The following is a 25,838-nucleotide window of genomic DNA, read 5'->3' as shown; positions in this document are numbered from 1 at the left end:
CATGTCGCCTATCACTCTAAACAAATTCTCAGATGACGGGTACCTATTTTTACTTCTGATAGCTCTTAAAACTTTAGATAGAATAAAATCATCGTGGAAGTTGATTCACGAATACCTTCAGCAAGTCTTTGTGGAAGCGATTATCGAAAGCTTGCCTAAAACACAGTTCTTAATGTTGAAGTTTCCCGAATGGGCAAAGAAGGTTGACCTTCTTGGGCAAGCTGTCCCAGCTCTGCAAGTACCTCCAACGAAATCCCAACTGAGTGAGCTGCCTCTGAGGCTGTCATATTTTCAGTTCGCATCAGTTCTAGAAGTTGTCGAACTTTGGCAACAACGGGATCATCAATCGACGTGTAGCCTCGCATAATGGCAATGCTTAACCCGGTTTGAATTCTGTCAGGGGTCAAGTTAAGGTTGCCAACAGCGGGAGAAGCTTGTGAACGGGCGATCGCAGGCAAAATCTGAACACCGACATAACGTGGACTGCTGCTATGAACAATATCAAACGTGTAGAGCCGATTCTGCCTCCTAGCATCTACCGTTTGTACCATCAGGTTGGTTACAGGCGCAGTGGTAGCTCCCGGAAAGCGAAGCGGTTGAATCACTCTCAGGAAAATAGTCTTTGCCCGCCCAGTCTCTAACTCAGCATCAGTGCTGTAGACTACTCGTGAGGCATCTGCCAACAGAATATAGGAGATCGTTTCATCGGTCTGGCTAAAACTAATCGAAGTTGCCCGTCCAGGAGCAACTTGAACTTGAACCGCACTGGTGGTCGCTCTGGTGCGATCGACGACCTGATAGGCTGACGTTTGTGCCTGAACTGGCAGCCCAGGAGATACCAAACCAATCAATAATGCTGTGCTGACTAAGGTCGAAGCAGGCAATCGTCTCATCGGTCTACCCTCAAAAAACTATTGACTACCACAGAAACTTCGGTTCCTTCAGGAACAAACTGCACATTGGGTCGTTGCAAGAGTTCTTGCATCGTTTGGTCAGAGCGGCGAGATAGCCGTTCAGCAATGGGATTAAAGAAACCTTCCAATGCAGCCGCCCAAATCTGAGGTTCAGCACTCGAAGTGATCACGCTCTGATTAAAGTTACCTCCCGATGTGGTGGTGCTGGACTGGGTGCGAGGTTGATTGATAATGGTTCCCACCCGACCCAAGCTGCTGAGTAACCCTGTCAACAGGTCTTGGCGAGCGATATCAGGTCCCACATCATTGAGCTTTTGGGCTATTAATGGTCGATTGTCTTGCCCCCGAATCTGAAGGCTATCGGGAGGTAAGGTTTGCTGACGAATTTGACCAAGGCGATCGCGATACACAATGGCGATCGCACTTGCCGATACTAAATTATTACCTCGCCCTACAGCGCTGGTACGAATCACCAAAACCGTACCAGCAGGGAGTGCCACTGTGCCATTGGTGGCTTTCATATCTTCAACCAACTCTACGGCAAAGCGATTTTCTTGGGCAGACGCTGTACCACCCGTTGAATTACTGCCGCCTTCATCCCAAACCATTGGCAGAATAACCTTAGCCCTGGTGGATGTTCCGAGTGCGACTTCGCTTAAGCTGCCGGTGCGCTGATCAAGTTGGCTTGCTGGAGTACGGTTCAGAATGCCAATCATGCCAGGAGTCATGTCAGCACTAAACGTGGAACGCAACTCTGTAGACGAAGCCACCCCAAAGGGGTTAGGAACCATATCAGAACTAGTTGTCAGGCTTGATGATTCTGTTTCTGTCCTACCAATAGAGACTACGGGAATAACCGGGTTTTGCTGAGTCGCTGATGGAGATGGATTAGACTGAGCACCAGGTCGATCATTGGAAGCTGTTCTCGAAGGCTCCATAGCACCGGAACTCACTCGCAATTGCCCAACATTTGCCAGTTGTGCCCAACGCTGAAACGGATCAACTCTCTCGACGGGTTGAATCCTCTCTGGTGGAGTAACAGGTGACCTTACAATCACTGGGTCTGGTCGAGAGGCTGTGATAGGAGGAGACACCGCAGCCGGAGTCGGCGCTGGAGCCGTTGATCTCGAAGCCACAGGTCTGGATGGGACTGGAGATTGAGGTCTAGCAGTAGATTCAGGCTGGAGTTGTTGCTGTTGATCCTGGAACGCTAGACGACTTTTTAGTTCAGCCGTCTCATCAAACGTTGGAGGTGTTGTCGGGGTTGGGTTTGGCGACTGAGTAACTGGTCGGGCTGGTGGGCGGGGTTGAAGAAAGCCAAACCACAAGACGGCTCCGGCTCCCATCACTGTTCCAACCACTGCCACGACGGAACCCAATCGAATGCTGGCACGTTCCGCCAGTGGACGCTCTACTGCACCTTCCTGGTCTTGCTTCAGTCGATATTCTTCTGAAATTAACTGCGGAGTTGCGGGATTAAAACCCGCTAGTTGCTGTTCCTCTTCTGGGGTCAGGTCATCATCCTGCAACTCAGTAAGGATAGGAGCTGTAGATGTTTTACCATTCCCATTTGGGTGCTGAGTAGCATTTGAAAGTGTCTGAGACACTTCATCAAACTCATGGGATTCAAACTGCCGATTCGCATTCGTCATAATCATCCTCGCTGCACTACCGCTGTTGCTGGGGGTTAAACTCGACAATTCGGGTGATTTGCAATCCCGCAGCACGCATTTCGTAGATTTTGCGTTCTACCAAAGGCGCATCGGCTCCGAGGGGCGATCGCGGCACTTCAACCGCCTGCAACGTAAACGTGCGATTGAAAGGAATTCGCTCATCCTTACCCGTCGTTCGATCGATCAGCACCCGCGTCGCCACCAGATCCACTTCCCATTCGCCAGGTCGAATTTCTCGCGGTTCTGACAGGTAGGAAATAATCGTTGTGCTACGGATCTGCCCCGAAAAAAGCGCCGGAGGAACCAGTTCCGCAACCTTGGGCAGAGACGCTTTAGCAAACTCTGATTCCAGCAGCAGAGAAGCAAACCAGGCATTGGTCGGAATCCGTTTGTTACTACCAACTCGAATCCCCTGATCGGGTTCATTCGTGCCAGGAATCTTTTCATCCCAGTTGAAGGTTAGGGTCGTCCAATCACTGACGACTTTCTGGATCACCGATGGATAGCGCCAGTTCCGCTCTTGCTCCGAAACATAAATCGTTTCACCATTCACCAACTGAGCAAAGGTTGTCTTCCGTTCGGCGATGCGGTTCACTCGAAAAGCAGTGAATAAGGTCAAAACAAAAATCAAGCTGTTAAAGGCAGTCAAGCAGATGAAGCACACTGCCAGCAGGTTTTTTGCCTCAGGTAGAAGTGGAGCTTGAAGTCGTTTAATCTGCATAGCTACCCCCGTCGTATCAGCGCAATGCTGGTGACTGTACCGATCGCATTACTGAAAATGTCGATCAAACTTTTCACATTGGATGAAATGCCGTTGTAGAGTGCAAAGCCACCACCACCCGCGACCAAAACCGCCAGTCCCGGTGCAAAGATGCTGAGGAAAAAGAGAAATGCCACATCCGACACCAACTCTGCTCCAGACTTAACCAGCACAACGGCGGTTAAGCCGACCACAATGTTGTAACCCAGTTGAATCCCGAACAGAGTAATGAATCCAGTTAGCCATGCCCAGATCGGACGACCTTGGAGTGGTAAGAGTGAGAGTCCGATCGCGATTGGTGCAAACAGCGCCGTTAGCAACAGTGCCGCTTCCAGAATATTGACGAATCCCCATTGCAAAGCGTAGAGAATAAACCGGATGATGGGAATTGCAGTATCTCGGAATACGCTACCAGGGTCAGTTGTTAATCGCACGGCTGTGCTGATTTGACCAGGCAATGACGCATTCCATAACGCCTGACCAAACGCACGTAACGGCTCCAGGGGCGATCGCGCCTGTCGCTCTGCTTCAGCCACGATCGCTTGTGCCTGCTCTTGTTTTGAGTTCCAGCACTCCACCAGTTCAGTACCAACTTTGCCCTGACATTCGCTGTAAAGACTTTCAAGCTGTTGTTTGGCAATTCCAGTGATCGTCACATTGGAAATCGCATCTCGAAAAGTCAGTTCACCCACCTGAAGTTGCAATACATTCTGCACCTGCGTATAGGAAAAGCCCCGGATAAACTTGATCGTGCCTGCCAGAACATTGCCATTCGCACCCAGGAAAATCATAATTACCAACGGCCAGACGAAGATTGAGGCTAGCTCTGACCAGGACTGCTTATCGATAATGTCTTTACCTGTAGTCATCGCAATAAACAGAATGCTGGCAGCTCCCAGCGTAATGCCCAATTGAATCAGCCCAATCCAGAGTCCAGATGCAAGCGGGTCTAGCGTTACTAGCCAGACCGTATTCCAGGACTCTACCGTGGCACGGGACAATTCCAGCGAACTGGTGATAATGTCCAGGGCATCGGATTCTCCGCCTGTAGTTGGAAAGGATTGAGCAATCAGAGGCATCATGAGCATTAGCCGTCAAATCAAACCATTAAAGACATCACGATTGTTTCGAGGTGGGCTATTGATCAGAACCCAGCGTCACTCCACCCGGCATCATCAACAAACCACCTTGCTGACTGGCTGCATTGCCTGCGGAAATATTTTTGCGGCGATCGGCAGTGGTAATAGCAGAAAGTTCACTTGCCGTTTGAGCTGATAATGTATTGCCGATCGCTCGATCAACCCGCGCTTGTTGCGCCTCCTGCAACACCCGCTCATTGACTTGGCTATTAAGGGCAGTCTGTTGAGAGAGGTTTTGCATAATCCGTTGAGTCACGTCCAAACCCTGGGATTCTTCACCCAAACGCACACTTTCCTGCGTGTTCTGCTGCGTTGCTTGCCGTACTTGAGCCATCTGGGTTTGTGCTGCCTGACTCAAGGTGGACTGATCCGCTACTCCTGTAGCCGTGGCTCTAGCAGCATATTTTCTCAGATCCTCACGAATGCCATAGGAACTGCGCCCATTCGTCTTATTCTCTAAAGTCTCAGACAGAACTGCACCCGGATCGCGGCTGGCTGAACCACCCATAATTTGACTCCAGATCTGAGATAGATCTGGAACCTGAAACGCACCCAGAGTCGATTGAATTAAATTGTTAACCGGACTCAGTAAATCATTTTGCACAAAGTTTTGCACATCTCCCAAGAAATCATTAATTTGATTGTCTGTATTTGATACGTAGACAGTGCTGCCATTGACCTGATCCCGAATTGCTGCCTCAACCGGGTCTTTGCCCGTATCTTGAGTGCGTGCAAATGCCGGACTATTCACAGATCCAGCATCTACGACTAGAAACAGCATCATGAGTCGAATTGTCATCCACTTGAGTCGCATAGTTTATACCTCCTTAACGTGCAATAAGTGAGCGTTGATCATGTTCAGCAGGGTCACTGGGATAATCCTTCTGGTGAGGCGATCGCTCCGATTTCTCTACAGATAAACCCTGCCCGATATGACTAAACCCTTTACCTTCCCGCAAAGCCGGAATGTATTCATCCGCAAAGGCTTTTAACCCTAGTAGCCTGCCTTTGGAAGTGGGAGGATAGCTCGCCATGACCCGATCGCGCGCCTCGCGTTCATCCTGATTGTTAGCAACACTGGCAAGCATTAATTCACCGGGGTAGAAACGAGTCCTCCAGAAGCGACCACCCAGTTCCAACAACCAGCAAGAGTAGAGATCACTGCTACGCGGCAAAAAAGCTTCTGTGGCATTCTGACTGATGATGTTAGGGGGGTAGCCAAGATACCGTTGAAAAGAGTTGATACCGCTGCTGGTAATGCGTCCAGTAATTCGGTAATTAATGTTCTGCATGATTTGCGAACCGGCTGAACACTCGCAAATGGTGTCTGGATCTTGAGAGAGCAGCAGCACGGCAATACCGTCTTTACGTCCTGTTGCGCAGGTTTCTCCGACAATCTGAGCAAATCCATCTCTGCGAAGCAACACCGATAGCTCATCCCCAATAAACAAGCTGCGGGGATGGGAAAGTGCATTGCGGATACAGGCAGCATGAGCATTGATTGCCATCAGATAAGCATCCTGTTCATTGGTCAAACCACTGAGGGCGAAGAATTTGATCGCAGGTTCAGGTGAGAAAGTACTGGGACGGGCGATCGCCTTGCCCAATCGTGAAGCCAGCAACGCACTCACCTGGCTCTGAATTTGATTGAGTGAGTGTCGATCCAGATCCTCAAACGAGCGGAGATTTAACCGCTCACGGGTACAGAATTTGATAAAGTCTGGCAAGGTTGGAATCTGTTGCCATTCGGGCGATCGCCAACCCATTTCAAATGCCCGATTGTAGCGAGTAATGATTTCTGGGTCACGCAGAAAGACCTCCAACGCTCTGATCAGCAACGCATCTACCCGTTGTGCCAAATGAGGATTATGGATCTTTCCCATTGAGATCGCACTCAATGCACGGCGAATAAAGTCCTTCCAGGACTCCATGCGGCGATCGCGCTCCAACTTATCAAAGCGGCGTAGATCAGGAGGTTCCAACAGGTTGCTGCTACCACTGGAAATGTCGTAATACGCTCCTTGATCGCCTAAGAGTTCGATCGCTGTTTTGAATGTGCTATTACCACTGGAAGAAATATCCATCCCGACCACTGGAATGTTATTTGCTAGAGCTTCCATAGCAAATCGCCAGCCCAATACACTCTTTCCTGAACCTGATGTTCCGGTAATCAGCGCCCGTCCAATCTGATGATGAAACAAGTCAATGTAGATCGGCTTGCCGCCGCGTCCGGTCAAAAACTCTACACCGCATTGATCGATATCCTTCGGCATCGTCAGGGGTATAATTCCTGCCACTGTATGCGTATCGAGGGTCAATCGGCGCTCATTCAGGTTGTTGCCATGCAGCAGACGCTTACAAGTAATCGGTAATGCCTGGAGCCAGATTTCCCAGGCAATATGACGCTCCCGGATCACCTTCGCCGTTTCAAAACTGTTCGCCAGCAAATTGCAGGCATGGGTTAGCTCCTCAGCACTGTTGCGATAGACCAAAAAGACTGGCGCACAGTGTAGCGCTTTCGTACCCTCATAGAGACGGCGCTGTGCCTCAAAGGACTCTTCCTGCTTCATTTCAGCTCCGACATCTCGCCCCTGCCCCTTCGTAACCGCAATAGTGCGAGCTGCCTTGGACTGCTTTGCCTGCCGTGCCAGGTTGTCCTGAATAAAAAAGTCGTTGCCACGGCTAATCTCAATCCAGGCTTCAGTATCATGCACATAGCTCGAAGAGAGAATTTTCCAGACCCATTTCAAATGTTCTCTGGTACTCGTCCAGCCCATCGGCGGATCGGTCATCGTCATCACACCGCAGACCTTACCCCTTCCCGTCAGGTAAATCCGATCATGATCACCGCGATGCTCTGGGCAAGCAGCACGCCCTTGGGTTCCTTCAACAAGCAATGTACACAGGTGCTTGTCCGTCGTCACAGTTTCGGTCAGTTCCAGTCCGGTTTCTGTCTCCTTTAAAGTAATGACCTGCGGAATGGGAGGCGCAACGCCTTGATTAAATCGGCTCCAGAGCCACTGCCACAGATCTGCTGTGCTACAGGGCGTTACCTCCAGTCCCACTTTAGTATTGAGCAAGACTTCCCATTGAATAAACCCCTGTTGAAACCCCTGTAGTAAAAGCTTTTTGAAAAATGCTTCTTGATAAACCCGCTTATTTCCTGTAATCTGCTCGACTACCCAGGAACCCGTTTTTCTTAACCGCTCGATCAGTCCGCCAACCAAATCTTTGTGTTGCGTACCTGCTTCGTCATCACTCGTCCAGGTACAAAAAGCAAGTTGATTCCAGGTCTGCCGCGTCCCTCCCTGAGCAAGTTGCTGCACTCGTAATTGCTCATTGCGAGTCAGCACAGAAACAGGTTTTAATTGGCATTCTTCTGCCAGGGTAGACAGTTCTTCTTGTCGCGCTGCATCATCACTTGAACAACCTGTGCAGAAGGTAATCCGTTCCCCGATCGGTAACTCTTTCATCCCTTCTTCAATCGCATGAGCAAACGCATTCACCTCACTGTCGTACAGCACATCGTGCAGTCCAGCAATACGAAATCCAAACACAAGCTGATACTGAGATTTACCTTTCTCTAGCAACAGTGCAGTCACTTCACGATCATCTTTTTTGATTTCTGCAATACAGCAGATATTGACTTCATTCTGGAATGGCATAAACGTACTTTTGCCTCCATACTGATTGGGCACTTGCACTGGTTTCAGCCGAATGTTGACCCGTGCATCACCATAACGTTTGCGAATCCAGGTTGGTCTATGGTCTGGAATAGGCGAAACATAGATATTGTTGCCGTTACACCACTCGGTTCCCGGCGGATTACGCCAGCGATCGAGAAATTGATGGGGTTGGTTTCCCGTCAGAATCCACCAGCTCGCAATCAACCAGAATGATGCTCCAAAGAACCAACCCAGACCCAAACTAAGGAATCCATTGGTGATGACATAGCAAAGAACAATAATGGCAACCCAGGGACCCAATTGATCTGCCGGAATTGGACCAATACTCGCCTGCTTACCTAAGATTCGATTGACTTTAATGAATTCTCGATTGAAATCCCGTTCCATAGCTATTCCAATTCACTTTGCCAAATCAACCACCAGCAGTAGTTCCTGTGCCATTTCCTACGAAGATAAACGTGACCACATCAATCGCAATGACGATCGCAAATGCCAGTCCTACCTGGGTTACGATCGGTCGCCAGTCATTTCCTTGCTGCGCCTGGTTGTAAGCAAAAAGTGACGCAGCCGCAACCAGCAACAAAAACACTCCCCGAATCAAGTTGAAAATTAGCCCAATCACATTGGCATCCAGCGTGGCAGTGCCTCCACCTGCCTGTGAACTTTGCTGAGCTAAGGTGACAAAAAACTGTTCTAGTCCACTGAGAAAAATAGCCTGGGCAGGTGCAGCAAAGGTATTGAGCAGTGCCGTAATCGCAATAATGAGTGAGGCAATATGCCAGAAACGAATTTTGGCACCCAGGTATTTTTCTAGAATGGGTACTGCCTTAATCAAATGCCAGAGACTGAGGAATACCACACTGGCACAACCCAGAATCGTTATGAGCAACGGCTCTTTAATCAACAAATAGATAACAACAACCACACAAAGTCCAATGAACAATAAATCAGATTTAGTAAGGTTGAAATGCCCCAATTGTTGAGTCGAGCGACGACGTAATTGAGTTGAGTGAAACTTAGCAATGGGAGTTTTAATGGTTTGCATCATCGGTTCCTTCATCAATGCTGATCCAGCCTGTTAATTAAACTTGTAATTCTTCGCGGTTCTGTTTGGTAGACGCTTTACCAGAACGGCGATTCAGATGCTTTTCATCCGTTTGTTCAGGTATCTGCTCATTGATGGCTGACTCCATCTCTCGTATTGGAATACTGCAATGCAGGATGTCTGGTGATTGACCAGGCACCAACATGGCATCCAAGACCTGTTCATCCTTGTGGTTCGGGTCAAACCCCTGTAGCAACTGAGTCCCATTCGGTAACGTCACAACCTCAAACTCATACTTGGCTTTGCCCTGCTCTGTCCAGGTGAATATAGGTTCAGCCTCCCCATTGAATCGCTCTGATAAGCGTTCCTGGAAGGTGGCAATCAATGCTTGGGCGCTGGCTTTGGTGGCGTATTCCTGCTTGGACTGAGGAAGTTTGGCAATAGTAGCTTTCTCATCAGAACTGAGGTGATCTTCCGCGATCGCCCACTGCCCATCGGTGCGGCTGCCTGCAAAAAGGGTATTGCCCTGGTTGTTGTTAAGGGCAATCGCTACCTGATTCCCTTGCTCATCCATCCGCAGAGTTTTGTTACTGGAAATCGCAATTCCTTCTTGATCAGCATCATCCGAAAGTTCCTTAGTAACTCTGGCAAAGCCCACCAAAGATTCTGCACAAGAAACTTGTTGAGGATCAGCTCGTCGCGCCATAAGTTGTTCCAGCACTTTGGACTCTGCGATCGCTTGTGCAGGTACCGCAGCCCGACTTTCTTCTGTATCCACCTCCGGCTCAACCATTGAAGAATTGGTTTGTTCTGCAATTTGCTTCTCCAAACGACTCACCACCACTTCTAAACGGTCAAGCCGTTTGGATAGCCCTTTCAGATATGCCTCAATCTGGTCAAGCTGTTCGCTAATGCTGGCTTCTCGATCGATCTCCAGGGGTTGCGCTTTGTAAGTGGGGTCTAGCTTTACACCTAGGGTGTCTACCTTACTCCCCACTGTTGCAGCCGCATCTGCTAGAGGATTTTCACCCGCATCTGGTTCTGTTTCCACCGATGGTACTACCGTTGAGCGCCCGGTTGTTGCCTCTTGGAAACGGCTGGTTAGATGATCAACCTGCTCATTCTGCCGCTGAAGTTCTCGGACGATTCGTTCAATCCGTTCCTCGTCATCCTGATCTGCCAGGTTTTCTAACACTCCCTGCCCAACCACAATGCCCAGAGTTGCCAGTTGTCCTGCCAGCCCTGCCACATTCACTCCATTGGTTTCGCGTCCATTTACCGCAGCCGAAGCACTGAGCCGCGACGCTTCCTCCATTGGGTCGCGGTAGCGGAAGTCTCGATGATTGGATTTACCAGCTTTGCCTTGAACCTGCGTCTTGGATTGAGTTCTACTCTGAGCTTTCGGTGACGTTTTAGCTTGATGTTTAGCTGTCGTAGGCAAAGCAAGCTCCTCATCCCCTAACTCATCTAACTCATCATCTAAATCGGCATCTAGTAGCGTGTCTAAATCCTCATCTGGCTCTTCATCAAAGTCATCATCGAGATCAAGAGCATCGTCCAAGTCGGCATCCAGATCATCAAATTCTGCCTCTTCAAACCCAAGCATTTCAGCAATGTTGGAGGGCGTAAAGTAGTTTTCATCCTTGTCTGTAACGCCTTCCAAGTTTTTGATCAAATACTTGCCGCTGGTTCTTTGGCTGGGGTCACTGGTGAGATAGAAGCGGTAGCCTCGAATTTCATCATCATTGCCACCACCCTCACAAAGCTCAACCGTGATGGGAGCCTTGCCCGATCGCTCACTGAATGATTCCACATAAGCCTTGAAGTCCTCATGAGACTCAATGCCTCCCTCTTGGAGGGCGTTGGTGATCGCTTTATCCAGGGTGTTTTCAAGATGGCGGAGTTTGCGGCGATCGGTCAGGTTTTGCCAGGATCGCTTCTGGGTACTCTGCCGCTGCTTGGGTCGGGTAGGTGTTTTGGTAGCCATAGGCAGCCCTGGAACACAAGTTAAGGTTGCTGTAGTTGCCACCCTAACAAGGCGATCGCTCAGGCTTCCTAAACCGAATGGCGATTTGTTGAGTATCCAGTTGGCTACGATTAGCAAAGGATTCTTGAATACTAAATTGGAGCAAGAGTAAATGATTGAGGTCTATCGCCACGGGAGTACAACCCCAAAGCTTGTAAGGACTCTACAAGGTCACAATAAACTTACCAGTTCAGTATTGACTGGTTTAGCTGCTTAGTCAGTTAATTTTTCTAGCTATCGTTGAATAATCTGAATTAAACTAAGTGTTTGTTGATAGCCAACCTGATCACCTTGTTGCTGAAAGAGAGTAGCCGCTTGTTGTAAATCTGAAATGGCTGCGGAACGATTGTTCAAAGCATTGTAAGCCAAACCTCGGCGACCATACGCTTGAGCTAATGTTGAATCACGTTGGATAACCTGTGTAAAATCCTCAACCGCGCGCTCGAAGTTGTTGAGACTATAGTAAGCCAAACCCCGGTTATAGTAGGCATCGACAAAATTAGAGTCGAGCTGTAAGGCTTCATCAAATTTCTCAATTGCCCCTTGTAGATCTCCAACACTCGCAAGCGCAGTTCCCCAGCGAGCGTAAGCATCGACATGATTTGGATCGATTTCAATAGCTCGACGAAATCCCTCAATCGCTTCCTGGTAGTCTCCCAAAAGCGCATAGGCAAGACCACGCTCACAGTAGGCTTCCATATAATCAGGATTAAGTTCTATGACCTGGTCAAAAGCCTGAATCGCTCCTTGAAAGTTTCCTTGCTGCAAACGTGTTGAAGCTTGTCTGAACGAATCTTCAGCCTGTGTTGATTCAGCAGCCTGCGTCTTCTGAGTACTGAGAGCAACCCCAGCGATCGATATCAGGGTGATCAGGACTATGCTAAATTGCTTGACTCTGTAAATCATTTCGCCTCTACCACACGGAGATTTTAAGCTAGCTCTGTTTCAATCTTGCATGGCTCTGTCTCCAGCCAAGGTTACAACAGTCGCTGACCATTCAGTTCCACCATAGCAGCGACCAACTCTCACAGGTTGAAAAAATATTATCTAAGAGACGATGTACTTAATGACGGTAAAACTCACCGATTCTAATTCAGCTTGACAAGAATTGATTGACCCTCAACTTTAACGGGGTAACCCGCTAGCTCTTTCGCGGCTGGACCTTGAGTAACCCGTCCACGCGAGTCAAACTCAGATCCGTGACAGGGGCAAACAAACTGGCTCTGGGAAGTTTCCCACTTCACACTACACCCAGCATGGGGACAGGTAGGATTGAACGCCCCAATTTTTTGGGACTGAGAAGCATTACCCACCACGATGAGTTGAGTATCACTGACTTGAACTTGCAGTTTGCCTGCGGATTGATCCAACTCAGACATGTTGCCAACTGCCACAAAGCCGTCTGAACGTGGCTTGGCAGCAATGCGTCTGAAGTCGCAGGCTACCAGAATCGGCAGCAATGTGCTGGTTAGCCATCCCAGTCCTATCCATCTAAAGAAAGTTCGGCGATCCATGAAGTTTTTAGAAATTAACGAGAAGCGCAGTTCCATACATGACGATTAGACCTAAACTAAATCCAATCAGACTGACCATAGAAAGCCAATTGCTACCTGATCGATGAGCCGTTCGGATCAGATAGGCTCCAACCTCCACCATTACTTGCAAGATTGCTCCAACCCCAATTCCTAAGAAAACGGCTGCCCAGTGAGGCGAAAAGGTAAAGGCTCCAATCCAAGTGCCAATTACGGCGGGCAGTCCTGCTAGGGCAACTAAACCAAGGAATGTCCTAAATTTAGGGCGGGCATCAACCAGAGGTGCAGCAATTCCGATTCCCTCTGTGATGTTATGCAGGGTGAACCCGACGACTAAAAGCGAACCCAGCGCCGCTTCTCCAGCTGCAAAGGCAGTGCCGACTGCCAAGCCTTCTCCCAAATTATGCCAGCCAATTCCTAAGGCTAGATAACTTGCAAGCGCCTTCCCTTCTGGAGACTTGCCATCTCGTCTACCAATCGCCAAAATCGCCAGAAACGAGGTGATAGCAACAAGCCAAACCAGCGCACTGGCAGAAAAGGCACTTGCCGACTGAGTTGCCAGTTCTAATCCTTCTTCCAGCGTGTCTACAAGTAGAAATGCCAACATGCCAACAGTTAGTGCCAGAATGAACTTCATTCCCTGCCCGCCCAACTGCTTGAGGGCTGGGTAGAACAACATTCCCAGCGCGACAGGCATGACTCCTATATATAGCCCCAGCAGCGCATACGCCAAAATGCGACTCAACGAAATTTGGGGTGTGGGTACCGCAACAGCAATCTCATGGTCAAACCCGATTCCCGTATTAGTGATGAACCGGATGTGATGCGTTTCATCACGTACCCAGGGGTAAGGCAATTTAATCCAAGCTGTTTGCAATCGGGGTAATTCTCCCGGTGGCGTTTGGGTAAAGTTCCAGTAGGCTCCGTCAACCTGAACCTGGGCAATTTGCATCGGTTCTGAACCACTGGCTCTCACAAATAAAGAGATGCCTTGATCGTCGAGCAGCGTTCGCTCTACGGTTAACTTCTCAATCGGAGGGGCTGAAACTCCCAAGGGTTCAAGTGGATTGCTAGAGAGAAACACTCCAATTGCGATCGCCAGTGCAACGAGCGGCAAGATAATCCAGAGCCACGTCTTTCTCATGCCACCACCTCAAATGCGCTCATCCAACCCAGTTCCAAAAATTCTGACTGGTGAGCATGAAACATATAAATGCCTGGTTCATGCTCCTGGAATGTAAATTCCAAAATGCCTCGCTGGGCTTGACATTGCATGACCGTATCAACCGTTTGTAGGGTTGGTATTAATGTAGTGCCGTGGTCGTAGTAATCAAAAAAGTTGCCGTGGAGATGGAAAGAGTTGATCGGGTCAAACTCAGTGACATTAATTAAATACACTCTCACTGGACGATCGCGCTCGATCCGAATCGGGCGTTTCATAAATTCATGCGGAATCGTATTGACAGCGTAGAATTCGTTTTCGTCATCAAAATTAGTGTCAAACGCATTCATCACCATCAGAAACTCTTGCCACCTGGCATTTTGCGGAGTGCCGAGTAACCGAGACTGAGCTTTTTCTGCTTGGTCAGGATGTCGTTGAGGGTCAGGATCGATAATAAACGCGCCGTAGAGTCCCTTGTGCAGGTGTCGTTTAAATGGCGCAGAGTGACAGTGATATAGGTGACAGCCAAAGGGTTTGGCATCAAACTCATACACTACTTCCTGTTCGGGAAATGCTTCGAGCGTACCCGGAACCCCGTCCTGCCGCGCTGAGTGAATACCGTGAAAATGAAGCGTGTGGGGATGAACACCTGGATTTTTGAAGCGAATCCGGATGCGATCGCCTTCTGTCACGCGCAGCGTGGGACCCGGAACCCGCCCATTATATGTCCAGGCAGGATAAACGACTCCAGGGGCAATTTCAACTTCCTGTTCTGCAATTGATACCTCAAACTCTCGTAAAGTCTTGCCATCAGGCAATTGCGAGACGTTTCCTACCTCCCAATCCGTCAAGATCGCCTGTGGATCAAACCCATTGCGGAAATTGTCTACATCTCCCATCGTCATACTGCCTCCATGCACTGGCACAGAACGACCTGAAGGTGTACTAGTGTCCGCAGACGTAGGAGTTTGGGCAAAGACACTACCAGGCAGAAGCTTACCCAGCAATGTCCCAACACCCAATACACCACCGCCAATGAGCGATCGCCGCTTGAAGCTCAAAGCCATGATTTTCTTTTCATATTTCTTTCATAATTTCACAAATTAGCGCACTTTGATCGGCTTTAGCCTTTAAAGTTTGTAAGTGAGGTGGGCTAGCAAGTACTCATACTTTTAGTAGAGAGAAACTATTAAGCTCTGGGTGCATACATCATCACCAGAACACCCACTAAGACAATGGCGGCTCCGACCCAATCCAGGCGATCAGGCACAATTCTGTCTACCTGCCAGCCCCACATGATGGAAAGGATAATGAAAATTCCACCATAGGCAGCATAGGCTCGACCAAAGTTTGCAGGTTGAAGGGTTGCAGCAAAGCCATAAGCTGTGAGTAAAACGATTCCACTTAATGCAAGCCAGACGCTCCTTCCTTCGCGTATCCATTGCCAGAAAAGGTATCCGCCACCAATTTCGCATAAACCAGATAACACAAAATAGAAAAGGGAGCGGAGCATAGTCTTCAAGTCCTCACTGCCGAAGGGTTAGCCCCAGCGTAAATCCAAACAGCGATCGCATCAGTACTGAAGAATTCTAAATTTTTCTCATCAAGATCATAAAACTGTTGTATAGTCCTGAAGCAATCGGTTCTGACGGGGAGCAGCCGCCAGACGCGAGGGGGAAAGAGTAGTGCAAATCTACCGCTGTCCCGCAACTGTGAGGAGAATCAACACTCTAAGCCAGGATGCCCGCCGATACTTAGTCCCATAAGTCAATTAATCTGCGAGGTACAGATGATGGTTAGTTCTACTTCTCTTTGGAGACGCACCAAACAAGTTACGCTTTCAGTTCCGATTCAGGTGGCTTTGCTGACTAGTTTATGTGCGCTTATTCTCTGGACGCTGTATTTCAGTACCTATCCGCCTGTACATGATGCTTTGCACACGACACGACATGGTACGGCGGCAGTTGCCTGTCATTAAAGTCATTACAGTGTGATCCAGACTTAGAGAATTTGTCATGAAAAATTTGAAGTATGTTGGCGTGGCTTTAGCAGCCAGCCTTATTTGTGTATTCCTCTGGTTTAATCCTCTTCCTTCCCGTGCGTCTCAGCCTAGTGTGCTGTTGCAGACTGAACCGTTTTTGAGCCAAGTGGTTCCTGACGAAGCGCCCGTTCGGGTTGCGTTGCAAGCAGTTGATGCAACGGGGCAGCCCTTATCAAATGTGCAGTTTCAACTACAACTTTCAACCCCTGTCAAAACCCCTTGGTTCACCTCTGACTTCCCAGTTGTGGAAGGAACTCAATTGCTCGAACTCAGTGCAAAAGCTCCTAGCGGGAAACTAGAGTTTGAACAAGTGATGCCAATTCGGGGAAACTACACTCTCAAGGCTCAAGTAGAACCTCTTGTCGCGGGTGCATTTGAGCCATTCGAGCAATCGTTGCAGCTTTCGGTGCCTGAAAAGACTACGAAGTATAGAAATGCTGCCATTTTGATTGGCATTCTAATGATCGCTGGAGTCGCTAGCGGCTGGGTAATTGGAGGTGATCAAACAGTTCAAGACGGTGAGGTTGCGCCTCAACCCATACGACTACTGCTGAGTGCTGCTACAGTTGTTGCGATCGCGGTTCTTTTATTTGTCAATATTAATGCGGAACTTGCATCTGCTCATAGTCATGGGGAAATGCAATCTGTAACAGCTTCACCTGTACAGAAATCAGAAGATTTTGAGATTCGTTTGTCGGGCGATCAGCAGGCAATAGTCGGACAGCTTGCAAGCCAAACCATTCAAGTTGTCAATGCGAAAACTGGCAATCCCGAAGCAGACATTATTGTCAATGTGGAAGCAATTGCGCTTGAGGATAATAAACAGATGTTTGCCTATTACGGCAGAACAAACAACCAGGGTAACTTAACTTGGAAGGAGCAATTTTTCGATGGCGCACCTCATCAAGTTGTGGCAGAAATTGCACCTCCTAATAGTTTGACATTACGGGTGAGCCACGAAGTAGAAGTCGAAGGAATTGCACCTCCTCTCTATATTCGGTTTATCTCGCTCAGTTACTACACAGGAATTTTTGTTCTAAGTTTGTTAGCTGGCGTTTGGTTACATCGACAGTCTTCTCGTCCAGTTGTCCTGTTTGGTCGTTAAACTGCCTACGCTTAAAGTTAAGCCGTCTAACAACCCAGTTAATCTAAGAACCATTGCTCTACTGATACTCTTTATTCGTAAGCAATGGTTTTGGTCATTGCTGAGTCAGCCTATGAAACGGTTTCTGGAAGCCTTATGGCTCTGTCCCCAATCCAACGAACATAACGTCCGCCTGGTTCTAGTCATTGCTTAGATTGGAGCGGTTTTATGCATCGCCAACATAATGCCAGTAGTGCAATCGCTTTCTTCCTCACCATCTTTCTCCTAGTCTTGCCTGCCAATGCTCATAAAACTGAGGTTTCGGGCAACGTTGCTGGAACTTGGCATATAGAGCCTAATCATAGCCCCAAAGCAGGAGAACCCGCTCAAGTGTGGGTTGCTCTAACACAACAAGGTGGTGCGATTGTTCCTTTGGAACAGTGTGATTGTCAGCTAACCGTCTATGAGGGAAACACAACGAATGCAGCACCGATATTGGAACCCCCACTACAAGCGATCGCAGCTGATAATTATCAAGGAATTCCCGGAGCAGAAGTTATATTTCCACAAATAGGGCAATATCAACTTAAGCTGACAGGTAGACCCAGAGCAGGTGCAAGTTTTCAACCATTTGAGTTAACTTACACCGTCACCGTTGCCACAGGCAAATCACCCGCAACTACCACACCCACTCCTCAATCCCAGACAACTCCTCAAGTTCACAGTCCGACATCTGATTCCTCAGGAGATACAACATCTGTAATCCCAAATGATGCATTAGGAAAAGGACTGATTGGGCTGGGAGCGATTGCTCTAATAATTGGCGCAGTCAGTATTGCTCTACGTCAGCGGAGAGCTACAAAGCGTTAAATGCCTGAGTCTGAGAATTGTTGCGGCAGTCAAAATTTGCCAATGCAATCAGCTCTGTTTGCGATTAATCCTTCACCTCTTTCAAATGCTCAGAGACTTCTTGGTAAAGGCTCAGAGACTTCTTGGTAAAGGCTGATAATATACTGATCAGCCAGACTGTAATAAACATTACGCCCTTCTCTGCGATGTTTCACTAACCGTTGCATTTTTTCCCTGGCACTGGCGACCTTACCTATTCAAGATGTACAGCTATTTTCGGTCAACCTGGCATTTGTTGCACTGGTGCCTGCTATCTATGCAGCCTTACTCCACTGGGGTTCTCGAGAACATGGATTTAAGCGATGGCAAGTTTTTGCTTTCGATAGTATTCTTTTGGTCTACTTGGGTGTTATGTTCCTTTGGGTTCTTAATGTTATCTAACGGCAAAGGCTAAGTTACCCTAGAAACGCTGACAACAGCCCAAACAGCGCAAAACCACCTAAAAAGAGCAGCGTTGCAAACCGGGCTTCACCGTCTTGATGGGCTTCTGGGATAATTTCCTCCACAACCAGGGTCGTGAGAATTCCAGCCGTGAAGGTCAACAACGCCATCTTGACTAGCTCAGATTGTCCGCGCATCCACCAGTAGCCGATCGTTGCTCCTACAAAAATAGGAATCACAAAAGCCGCCGCAATCTGAAACCTTTTACGACGGGGAACGCCCTGTCGCTTAAAGGCAACAATGGTAGCTAATCCTTCTGGTACATCCGCTGGAATCTGACCTAACGCAAGCAGTAATCCTAACTCAGTGGCGATCGTTGAACCTGTTCCAATCATCACCCCATCGGTAAACAGGTCGATCGTCACCCCTAAAAAAATCATCCAGGGTCCAACATTAACATCACCACTGCCAAACCGAGTTTTAACCAGTTGTGTGACTTGATCAATTGCAACAAAGAAAAGCCCACCTGCCACAAATGAAAAGACGGTCATTAACGGTGCATCCACCTGGAGGGACTGTGAAATCAGCTCCAGAGAGATGACGGCAATTACAACTCCTGTGGCAGCATGAAGTGCCAAGCTGAGGGCACGATCGGATGCAGTGATAAATTCTGCAAGTATCCCACCCGCAAAATTGCCCAGCGCAGGTAATGCCGCAAATGCCAGCACGGTTAAGAACTCATTCATATCCTGCTGTGCCTCGCCATCGAAGAATTAGCCCAAGCCTAGAGAGGTCAGCAACATCGAACAAGCTCCCTCAGGCAGAAAAATCATATTTTCGTTAATCCATTTCATCAAGATGCTCTGCCACCTCTCGATATAGATTGATCACATGGCTATCGGCAAGGCTGTAATGAACATTGCGTCCTTCTTTTCGATATTTCACAAGACGCTGCGATCGCAGAACGCGAAGCTGATGAGACACCGCAGATTCACTCATTTTTAGCGCGGTGGCTAAGTCACACACGCATAGCTCCTGCGTTGCCAGAACCGAGAGTAAGCGCAATCGGGTGGGATCGGCTAAGGTGCCAAAAAACTCTGCCATTTGCTGTGCCCGCTCCAAAGGCAGCATTTCTGGCTGCAACTGCCGGATCTGGTCAAGATGGATCGGGCAATGCTGTTCGCACTGTGGCGCAGACCCAAGATCCGAAGTAAATTCTGCGGCTTGAATGGGTTGAGTCATTCAATAGACCTTCTATGAACAGGATCACCTTCAACCTCATTATAAAGGTGAAACTGAGAATCATTCTATATCTGAATAATCTTTCATATATTTGTTGAAATTGATCTACAATTTGGAAAACATTCCAGTTTTTGGCAATCCATATGACTCAAACGCCATCGCTCAAAACTCAGCAAATGCAGATCAGTGGCATGGACTGTGCAAGCTGCGCGGCGAAAATTGAAACAGCTTTGGAACGCTTAGCAGGTGTGGCTGAGGTGTCGGTCAGTGCTGTAACAGAGCGTCTGACCATCTCCTACAACCCACAACAGATCACAGAAGCAGACATCAAAAACCGAGTCGTGAGTTTGGGATATACCGCAGCCATTGAACAACCCGCATCAAAGCAAACAATGGATATCATGGTCGGCGGTATGGATTGTCCTTCCTGCGTCGATAAAATTTCGACATCTCTGGAAAAATTAGCTGGGGTTACAGAAGCAACTGTCAACTTTAGTACGGGTAAGGTACGAGTTGACTACGATCCTCAGCAGGTCAATGAAAGAACCCTTCAGGAGCACATCACGGCTCTAGGTTACACCGTCATCACGCCTACGCCAAAGCAACCTACAGAATTGCACGGCTCTGATCCCGATCAGGACCCTGATCACGGACATACGCATAGCTCTGGTGAATTTAATCTTAAAAGAGAAATCGCTCCGGTGCTTTTGGTTGTCGCTCTTTTAGCAGGAGGAATAATTTTTGAGGAACCTCTGCATAACACGCCGTACAGTGTAGGCGAATATGCTGTCTTTATCCCTGCCTACTTACTCAGCGGCTGGACGGTGCTGAAAGCGGCGGGGCGCAACATTCTCAGAGGGCAATGGCTAGACGAAAATTTTTTGATGACCATTGCAACAGTGGGGGCGATCGCCATTCACCAACTTCCTGAAGCCGTCGCTGTCATGCTGTTCTATCGGGTCGGAGAACTTTTTCAGGAGTATTCTGTGGGGCGATCGCGCCGCTCCATCAAGGCATTGCTGGAAGTGCGTCCGGATACTGCCAATCTCAAAGTAAACGGTTCAGTTAAGGCTGTTTCACCCGAAGCGGTTCAAGTTGGAGACCTCATTCTCGTCAAGCCAGGAGAAAAAATTCCGCTCGATGGTGAAGTGTTAGAGGGAAATTCTCAAGTGGATACCTCGGCATTGACAGGGGAATCTGTTCCACGCACGGTTAAGGTTGGGGAAACCGTTTTAGCAGGCATGATCAACCAGACAGGGGTACTAACCCTTCGAGTCACCAAGCTATTTGGAGAATCTTCGATAGCCAAGATTCTCGATCTGGTCGAAAATGCCACCAGTAAAAAAGCCGCGACCGAAAAATTCATCACCCGGTTTGCCCGCTACTACACGCCAATTGTCGTTGTGCTATCCCTGTTGGTTGCACTCCTTCCCCCCTTACTAATTCCCGGTGCCACTCACCAAGAATGGATTTATCGCGCTCTTGTGTTGCTAGTGATTTCCTGCCCGTGTGGGTTAGTGATTAGCATTCCACTGGGTTACTTTGGTGGCGTTGGTGGGGCGGCTAAACGAGGCATTCTCGTCAAAGGCTCAACGTTTCTTGATGCCCTGACTGAGGTTAAAACCGTTGTTTTTGATAAAACTGGAACGTTAACTCAAGGTGTTTTCAAAGTCACACAGGTCGTCACCAAAAATGGATTTTCAGAGTCAGAATTGCTAACCCTAGCAGCCAAAGCCGAATCTCACTCCAGCCATCCTGTTGCCCAGTCGATTCGGGAAGCATACGGTCACTCCATCAATGATGCAGAGGTAACTGACTATGAAGAGATTGCGGGACATGGCATTCGGGCAGTCGTGCAGAATCAAGTGGTCATTGCCGGAAACGATCGCCTCCTGCATCGAGAAAACATTGATCACGACACTTGTAATGTAGAAGGAACTGTTGTGCATTTGGCGGTCGATCAACGCTATGCAGGTTACATTCTAATTGCTGATGAAGTTAAAGAAGATGCCGCTCAGGCGATTCGAGATCTAAAACAGGTCGGCGTTGAGCAAACAGTGATGCTAACCGGCGATAACGAAGTCGTGGCGCAAGGGGTTGCTCGTCGTTTAGGTTTAGACGGCTACAAAGCGGAACTGCTACCCGAAGACAAAGTCGATGCCATTGAGCAATTGTTGAGGCGATCGGGTAAAGGCAAGGTTGTGTTTGTGGGAGATGGCATCAATGATGCGCCGGTTATTGCTAGAGCCGATATTGGAATGGCAATGGGTGGGTTGGGTTCCGATGCTGCTATTGAAACGGCTGATGTCGTGATTATGACTGATGCACCCTCTAAAGTTGCGGAAGCCATTCAAGTTGCCAGAAAAACCCGCAAAATCGTGGTGCAAAATATTGTCTTAGCGATGGCAGTAAAGGGACTATTCATTATCCTCGGTACGCTTGGTGTGGCAACCCTTTGGGAAGCTGTGTTTGCAGATGTCGGTGTGGCACTACTAGCAATTCTCAATGCAACACGAGTACTGAAGTAAGAGTCTCGCTAAAACAACCGAAGTTTTCAACCAATATTCATCCTAGAGTTATTTATCTCAATCGAAACTATGCCACGCAAACGTCCTACTCCCTGGATTCATCGCTGGTCACGTCTCATCATGGCGGGGCTTGCCACGATCGGAGCCGTCGTTACTGCTTATCTGACCTATAGCAAGTTAGCTGGTAACGAAGCGGCTTGCCCAACAAGTGGCTGTGACATTGTGCTTTCCAGCCCCTATGCAACTGTATTCGGTTTACCGTTAGCACTGTTTGGATTCCTCGCCTACGCTAGCATCGTTGTCTTTGCGATCGCTCCTCTGATTTTCAAACCTTCAAAGCTTTCCTCACTGGCTGACTCCTCCAAACCAAAGCAAGCTGCTGACACTTTAGAAACCTGGACAGGGCTGCTGCTGTTTCTGGGCAGCACCGCCATGATGGTCTTTAGTTTCTACTTGATGTATTTACTGGCGTTTGAAATTAAAGCAGTTTGTGTGTACTGCGTTGCCTCTGCAATCCTTTCTACTAGCTTGTTCATCCTGTCTTTAATTGGGCGAGAGTGGCAGGATATTGGACAACTTGCCTTTAGCGGAATCATGGTTGCAGTGATTGTTTTGGTTGGTACTTTAGGAGTTTATGCGAATGTCAACAACCCAACACTCACCGAGTCTGGAACTGAACAACCAACTCCTGGTGGTTTTGAAATTACGACAACCTCTGGTGAATCAGAAATTGCATTGGCAAAGCATTTAACCCAAGTTGGAGCCATATTCTATGGTGCGTTCTGGTGCCCTCACTGCCATGAACAGAAGCAACTCTTTGGCAAAGAAGCTGTTCAATACATCACTTATGTTGAATGTTCTACACCGGATGGGCGAGGGCAAATGCCTGAATGCCAACAACAACAGATTCAAGGCTATCCAACCTGGGAAATTAACGGTCAGAAGTTGCCCAGCGGTGAGAAATCTCTTGAAGAATTAGCCCAATTATCTGGGTATCAAGGATCGAAAAATTTCAAGAATGTATCGGAAGAGTATTAGGGAGTGTTTACTGATGCGAGGAGTGATTGTATTCAAACGTCAGGTATTAATAACAGAACTGTTGCTCCTGGGCAGCATTATGGTAACTACACCACAAGTTGCTCAAGCGCATTCATCAGGACAATCACTAAGTGAATCTGAAGCCAACCGTGAGTTGAATAATTTATTTGATCAAGGTCGCCAGCTTGTTGATGAAGGCAACTTCTCTGAAGCGCTATTACGTTATCAACATGCTACAAGCTTGGATCAGGAAAACCCCCAAATCTTTTCCGCGATCGGTTATCTGCAAGCGGTGCAAAGTAATTTCCAGGAAGCAGCAACCGCTTTTCAACGGGCAATTTCCCTAGATTCAAATAACGCTAACTTTCATCATGCATTGGCATATAACTTGGCTAATTTGGGCGACAATGCTGGAGCCGCTGCTGCTTATCGTCGCACGACTGAACTTGATGCCAATAACCTCAATGCCCACTTAGCGTTAGGAGTCGTATTACTGCGTCAACAAGATTCTAATGGTGCATTGGCAGCATTTCAGCGAGTAATTGCAATTGCACCTAACAACGCGATCGCCTATCGATCTATTGGGATTCTGCTCATCCAACAAGAACGGTTTGCAGAAGCGATCGAGGTTCTCCAGAAAGCAGCAGAATTAGACCCGCAGGAAGGAGCAATTCAGCTTAGTTTAGGCATTGCTTGGCTTAATCAAGGAAGTACACCGGAAGCCCTGGAAGCTTTTGAACGTGCGGCTCACATGGAACCAGAAGAGAGCGGTATGATCCATGTGCAGATTGGCAGAATCTTGCAAATTGAAGGCAATGTGGAGGAAGCATTACAAGCATATCGAGAAGCAGTGGCTCTGCAACCAGACTTAGTAGATGCTCGAAAAGCAATTGCCGACATTCTCATGGAGCAGCAAGACACATTGATGGCGATTGTTGAACATCGACAAGTGATTGAACTAGCTCCTACAGATGCCAGCTCCTACTATCACTTAGGACTTGCACTGCGCGATCGTGGGCGAATCCCAGAAGCAATTGAGGCTCTAGAACAAGCCCTCAATCTTTATCAACAGCAAAACAATGCTGAACAAGTTCAGATCGTTGAAGCCGTGTTACGTGAACTGCAAGAAAATAGCTGACACCCACCCCCAATAGCACCTGCCCTGCCATGTACGCATCTACACTTTCAAGTGAAAGAAAAGAACAACCCATCAAGCTCCTATGGATCGTGTTGGGAATGCGGAGTGGACTTTTCCTGGCAGAGTTGATTGTTGGACTTTGGGTTCACAGCCTATCCTTACTTGCCGTTTCAGGACATATGATGGTTGATGTCTTGGCAATTGCTGTTGCTTTAGTAGTAGCTGTTTTAAATCGTCGTTCATCCAATCCGGTAGACCCCAATCCAAGCCATTTAGAAGCTTGGTCGGCGTTGATCAACAGTTTACTTCTGCTGGGAATCGCTGTGTTCATTAGCTGGGAAGCGATTAAGCAGTTTCAAAATCCACAGGTTAGTACAGGGCTACCCTTACTCATAATGGCAGTCTTGGGATTTGTGGTGAAAGGAATCAATGCTGCTTTACTTTATAACGAGAGCCATCATAGCTTAAATATACGGGGTGTATTTCTTCATGCGATCGCAGATGCAGCCAACTCTATTAGCCTTTTATTTGCATCTTTATCAGTTCTCTTGTTGAATTGGTTCTGGGCTGACGCGATTGCCAGTATACTTGTTGTCTTACTAATCCTTGCGAATGCTTTACTTCTGCTGCAAGGCAGTATTAAAACTCTCAGAACTAAGTTGAGTTGATACTAATCTAGAAGCTATCAAAGTAGCTCGTTTGTGAAGCAATGTCGAGTCTAAGGGATGAAAATTATCTTTCGGTGCAATCATCAAGCTTGGCGAATCTTACGAATACGCTATTTGTGTTTCATAATCGGGTTCATATTGTTTGTGCTTCTGAGTCTTATGAGTTTCAAAACTCCCCTCAAACCTGTAGTAGCAGAAGTGGGAATCGTTGATAGCTCTCTCAATAAAGTTGATCTAGAAGCTTTATCGAAGAACGTCTCCTCAACCCAACAAACAAGCCCTTCATCACAACGCCAGATCCCTCACTCACAAAAGTATTTTTTAACTCAACAATCTGACCCAGATGATATTTGGCAAAATGCTTCCTTTCCATTGGAGAACTTTCAAGCATACACATCTCCTTTTGGAATCCGAAGTTCACCAGATGGTTCTACAGAAAGCGAATTTCATTATGGGCTAGATATGGCTGCTCCAGAAGGAAGCTACGTTCGCAATTGGTGGAGTGGACAGGTAATTGAAGTATCTGACAATACTAACTGTGGAACATCAGCCGTCATTCAATCTGGAGAGTGGACACACAAATATTGTCATATGAGCGGATATGTTGAAGTCATTGAAGGGCAACCATTTCTTATTGATCCAGAGGGAAGCATTCAGCTCCAGCAAGGTCAACTAATCCCAGCAGGGTTTCGTATTGGACGGGTTGGCATGACAGGACGCACAACAGGACCCCATTTGTATTGGATACTTAGGGTTTGCTGAAAAAAGCAGCAAAGGTTTACAGTGCCTAGTTTTCAAGCGAGATCAAGTCTGCTAAAGTGCAAAGAAAAAGTGTAAAACCTCTCAAAAACCTTGCACGAGCTTGCCGATGT

At 47.9% G+C, this 25,838-nt stretch carries 23 protein-coding genes and 1 riboswitch; of the genes, 8 read left to right on the top strand and 15 right to left on the bottom strand.

What is annotated here, in order from left to right; genetic code table 11:
- Positions 1-155: 155 nt before the first annotated feature.
- The 13 genes from ACQ4M4_RS25185 to ACQ4M4_RS25125 form a co-directional block, all read right to left on the bottom strand.
- A complete protein-coding gene (locus ACQ4M4_RS25185) occupies positions 156-893 on the bottom strand; it encodes a hypothetical protein (RefSeq protein ID WP_430687232.1) in 738 nt (245 codons plus the stop codon).
- Complete coding sequence (locus ACQ4M4_RS25180) at positions 890-2,566, bottom strand: TrbI/VirB10 family protein (RefSeq protein WP_316437188.1); 1,677 nt, start codon at positions 2,564-2,566, stop codon at positions 890-892. The genes ACQ4M4_RS25185 and ACQ4M4_RS25180 overlap by 4 nt, the downstream gene beginning before the upstream one ends.
- A 16-nt stretch (positions 2,567-2,582) precedes the next feature.
- The gene (locus ACQ4M4_RS25175; protein WP_316437189.1) at positions 2,583-3,308 is read right to left on the bottom strand and encodes a hypothetical protein; all 726 of its coding nucleotides are present in this window, start codon (positions 3,306-3,308) and stop codon (positions 2,583-2,585) included.
- A gap of 2 nt (positions 3,309-3,310) precedes the next feature.
- Positions 3,311-4,429, bottom strand: coding sequence for a hypothetical protein (locus ACQ4M4_RS25170; RefSeq protein ID WP_316437190.1), 1,119 nt, complete (start codon positions 4,427-4,429; stop codon positions 3,311-3,313).
- Positions 4,430-4,484: 55 nt separating this feature from the next.
- Positions 4,485-5,300: a hypothetical protein gene (locus tag ACQ4M4_RS25165; RefSeq protein WP_430687231.1), complete on the bottom strand. Its 816-nt coding sequence runs from the start codon at positions 5,298-5,300 to the stop codon at positions 4,485-4,487.
- Between the two features lie 13 nt (positions 5,301-5,313).
- Positions 5,314-8,559: a hypothetical protein gene (locus ACQ4M4_RS25160; protein WP_430687230.1), complete on the bottom strand. Its 3,246-nt coding sequence runs from the start codon at positions 8,557-8,559 to the stop codon at positions 5,314-5,316.
- A gap of 25 nt (positions 8,560-8,584) precedes the next feature.
- Positions 8,585-9,220, bottom strand: a complete 636-nt coding sequence (locus ACQ4M4_RS25155) for a hypothetical protein (RefSeq protein ID WP_430687229.1) — start codon at positions 9,218-9,220, stop codon at positions 8,585-8,587.
- A gap of 34 nt (positions 9,221-9,254) precedes the next feature.
- Positions 9,255-11,204: a hypothetical protein gene (locus tag ACQ4M4_RS25150; protein ID WP_430687228.1), complete on the bottom strand. Its 1,950-nt coding sequence runs from the start codon at positions 11,202-11,204 to the stop codon at positions 9,255-9,257.
- A gap of 273 nt (positions 11,205-11,477) precedes the next feature.
- A complete protein-coding gene (locus ACQ4M4_RS25145) occupies positions 11,478-12,149 on the bottom strand; it encodes a tetratricopeptide repeat protein (protein WP_316437195.1) in 672 nt (223 codons plus the stop codon).
- 182 nt (positions 12,150-12,331) lie between these two features.
- Positions 12,332-12,757, bottom strand: coding sequence for a ubiquinol-cytochrome c reductase iron-sulfur subunit (locus ACQ4M4_RS25140; RefSeq protein WP_430687227.1), 426 nt, complete (start codon positions 12,755-12,757; stop codon positions 12,332-12,334).
- Between the two features lie 7 nt (positions 12,758-12,764).
- Entirely contained in the window at positions 12,765-13,919 is a 1,155-nt protein-coding gene (locus tag ACQ4M4_RS25135) for a ZIP family metal transporter (RefSeq protein ID WP_430687226.1), read from the bottom strand.
- Positions 13,916-15,004 carry a multicopper oxidase domain-containing protein gene (locus ACQ4M4_RS25130; protein WP_430687225.1) on the bottom strand — a complete coding sequence of 363 codons (1,089 nt, stop codon included), beginning with the start codon at positions 15,002-15,004 and terminating at the stop codon, positions 13,916-13,918. Before ACQ4M4_RS25130 ends, ACQ4M4_RS25135 begins: the two co-directional genes overlap by 4 nt.
- A 122-nt stretch (positions 15,005-15,126) precedes the next feature.
- A complete protein-coding gene (locus ACQ4M4_RS25125) occupies positions 15,127-15,450 on the bottom strand; it encodes a YnfA family protein (protein WP_430687224.1) in 324 nt (107 codons plus the stop codon).
- 110 nt (positions 15,451-15,560) lie between these two features.
- A riboswitch (cobalamin riboswitch) is annotated at positions 15,561-15,703 on the top strand.
- 23 nt (positions 15,704-15,726) lie between these two features.
- On the opposite strand from ACQ4M4_RS25125, the gene ACQ4M4_RS25120 reads away from it, so the two are divergent.
- The 3 genes from ACQ4M4_RS25120 (at position 15,727) to ACQ4M4_RS25110 (ending at position 17,932) form a co-directional block, all read left to right on the top strand.
- Positions 15,727-15,915: a CbtB domain-containing protein gene (locus tag ACQ4M4_RS25120; protein ID WP_316437200.1), complete on the top strand. Its 189-nt coding sequence runs from the start codon at positions 15,727-15,729 to the stop codon at positions 15,913-15,915.
- Between the two features lie 37 nt (positions 15,916-15,952).
- Positions 15,953-17,083: a hypothetical protein gene (locus ACQ4M4_RS25115; protein ID WP_430687223.1), complete on the top strand. Its 1,131-nt coding sequence runs from the start codon at positions 15,953-15,955 to the stop codon at positions 17,081-17,083.
- Between the two features lie 207 nt (positions 17,084-17,290).
- On the top strand, positions 17,291-17,932 hold the full coding sequence (locus ACQ4M4_RS25110) for a hypothetical protein (RefSeq protein ID WP_430687222.1): 642 nt from the start codon (positions 17,291-17,293) through the stop codon (positions 17,930-17,932).
- 434 nt (positions 17,933-18,366) lie between these two features.
- Here the strand turns inward: ACQ4M4_RS25110 and ACQ4M4_RS25105 are convergent, their stop codons facing one another.
- Together ACQ4M4_RS25105 and ACQ4M4_RS25100 are read right to left on the bottom strand one after the other, a co-directional pair.
- Positions 18,367-19,098, bottom strand: a complete 732-nt coding sequence (locus ACQ4M4_RS25105; RefSeq protein WP_430687221.1) for a ZIP family metal transporter — start codon at positions 19,096-19,098, stop codon at positions 18,367-18,369.
- Positions 19,099-19,192: 94 nt separating this feature from the next.
- A complete protein-coding gene (locus ACQ4M4_RS25100) occupies positions 19,193-19,594 on the bottom strand; it encodes an ArsR/SmtB family transcription factor (RefSeq protein WP_430687220.1) in 402 nt (133 codons plus the stop codon).
- Positions 19,595-19,737: 143 nt separating this feature from the next.
- Between ACQ4M4_RS25100 and ACQ4M4_RS25095 the strand changes: the two genes are divergently transcribed.
- The 5 genes from ACQ4M4_RS25095 to ACQ4M4_RS25075 all read left to right on the top strand — a co-directional run bounded on the left by ACQ4M4_RS25095 (position 19,738) and on the right by ACQ4M4_RS25075 (position 25,728).
- Entirely contained in the window at positions 19,738-22,122 is a 2,385-nt protein-coding gene (locus ACQ4M4_RS25095; protein WP_430687219.1) for a heavy metal translocating P-type ATPase, read from the top strand.
- Positions 22,123-22,191: 69 nt separating this feature from the next.
- The gene (locus tag ACQ4M4_RS25090) at positions 22,192-23,160 is read left to right on the top strand and encodes a vitamin K epoxide reductase family protein (RefSeq protein ID WP_430687218.1); all 969 of its coding nucleotides are present in this window, start codon (positions 22,192-22,194) and stop codon (positions 23,158-23,160) included.
- 79 nt (positions 23,161-23,239) lie between these two features.
- Positions 23,240-24,298: a tetratricopeptide repeat protein gene (locus tag ACQ4M4_RS25085; RefSeq protein ID WP_430687217.1), complete on the top strand. Its 1,059-nt coding sequence runs from the start codon at positions 23,240-23,242 to the stop codon at positions 24,296-24,298.
- Between the two features lie 29 nt (positions 24,299-24,327).
- A complete protein-coding gene (locus ACQ4M4_RS25080) occupies positions 24,328-24,966 on the top strand; it encodes a cation diffusion facilitator family transporter (protein ID WP_430687216.1) in 639 nt (212 codons plus the stop codon).
- 159 nt (positions 24,967-25,125) lie between these two features.
- A complete protein-coding gene (locus ACQ4M4_RS25075) occupies positions 25,126-25,728 on the top strand; it encodes a M23 family metallopeptidase (protein ID WP_430687215.1) in 603 nt (200 codons plus the stop codon).
- Positions 25,729-25,838 lie beyond the last annotated feature (110 nt).

It is taken from the genome of Leptolyngbya sp. AN02str (assembly GCF_050565595.1).
GTDB lineage: Bacteria > Cyanobacteriota > Cyanobacteriia > Elainellales > Elainellaceae > Kaiparowitsia.
This window is presented reverse-complemented; position numbering and strand designations above follow the sequence as displayed.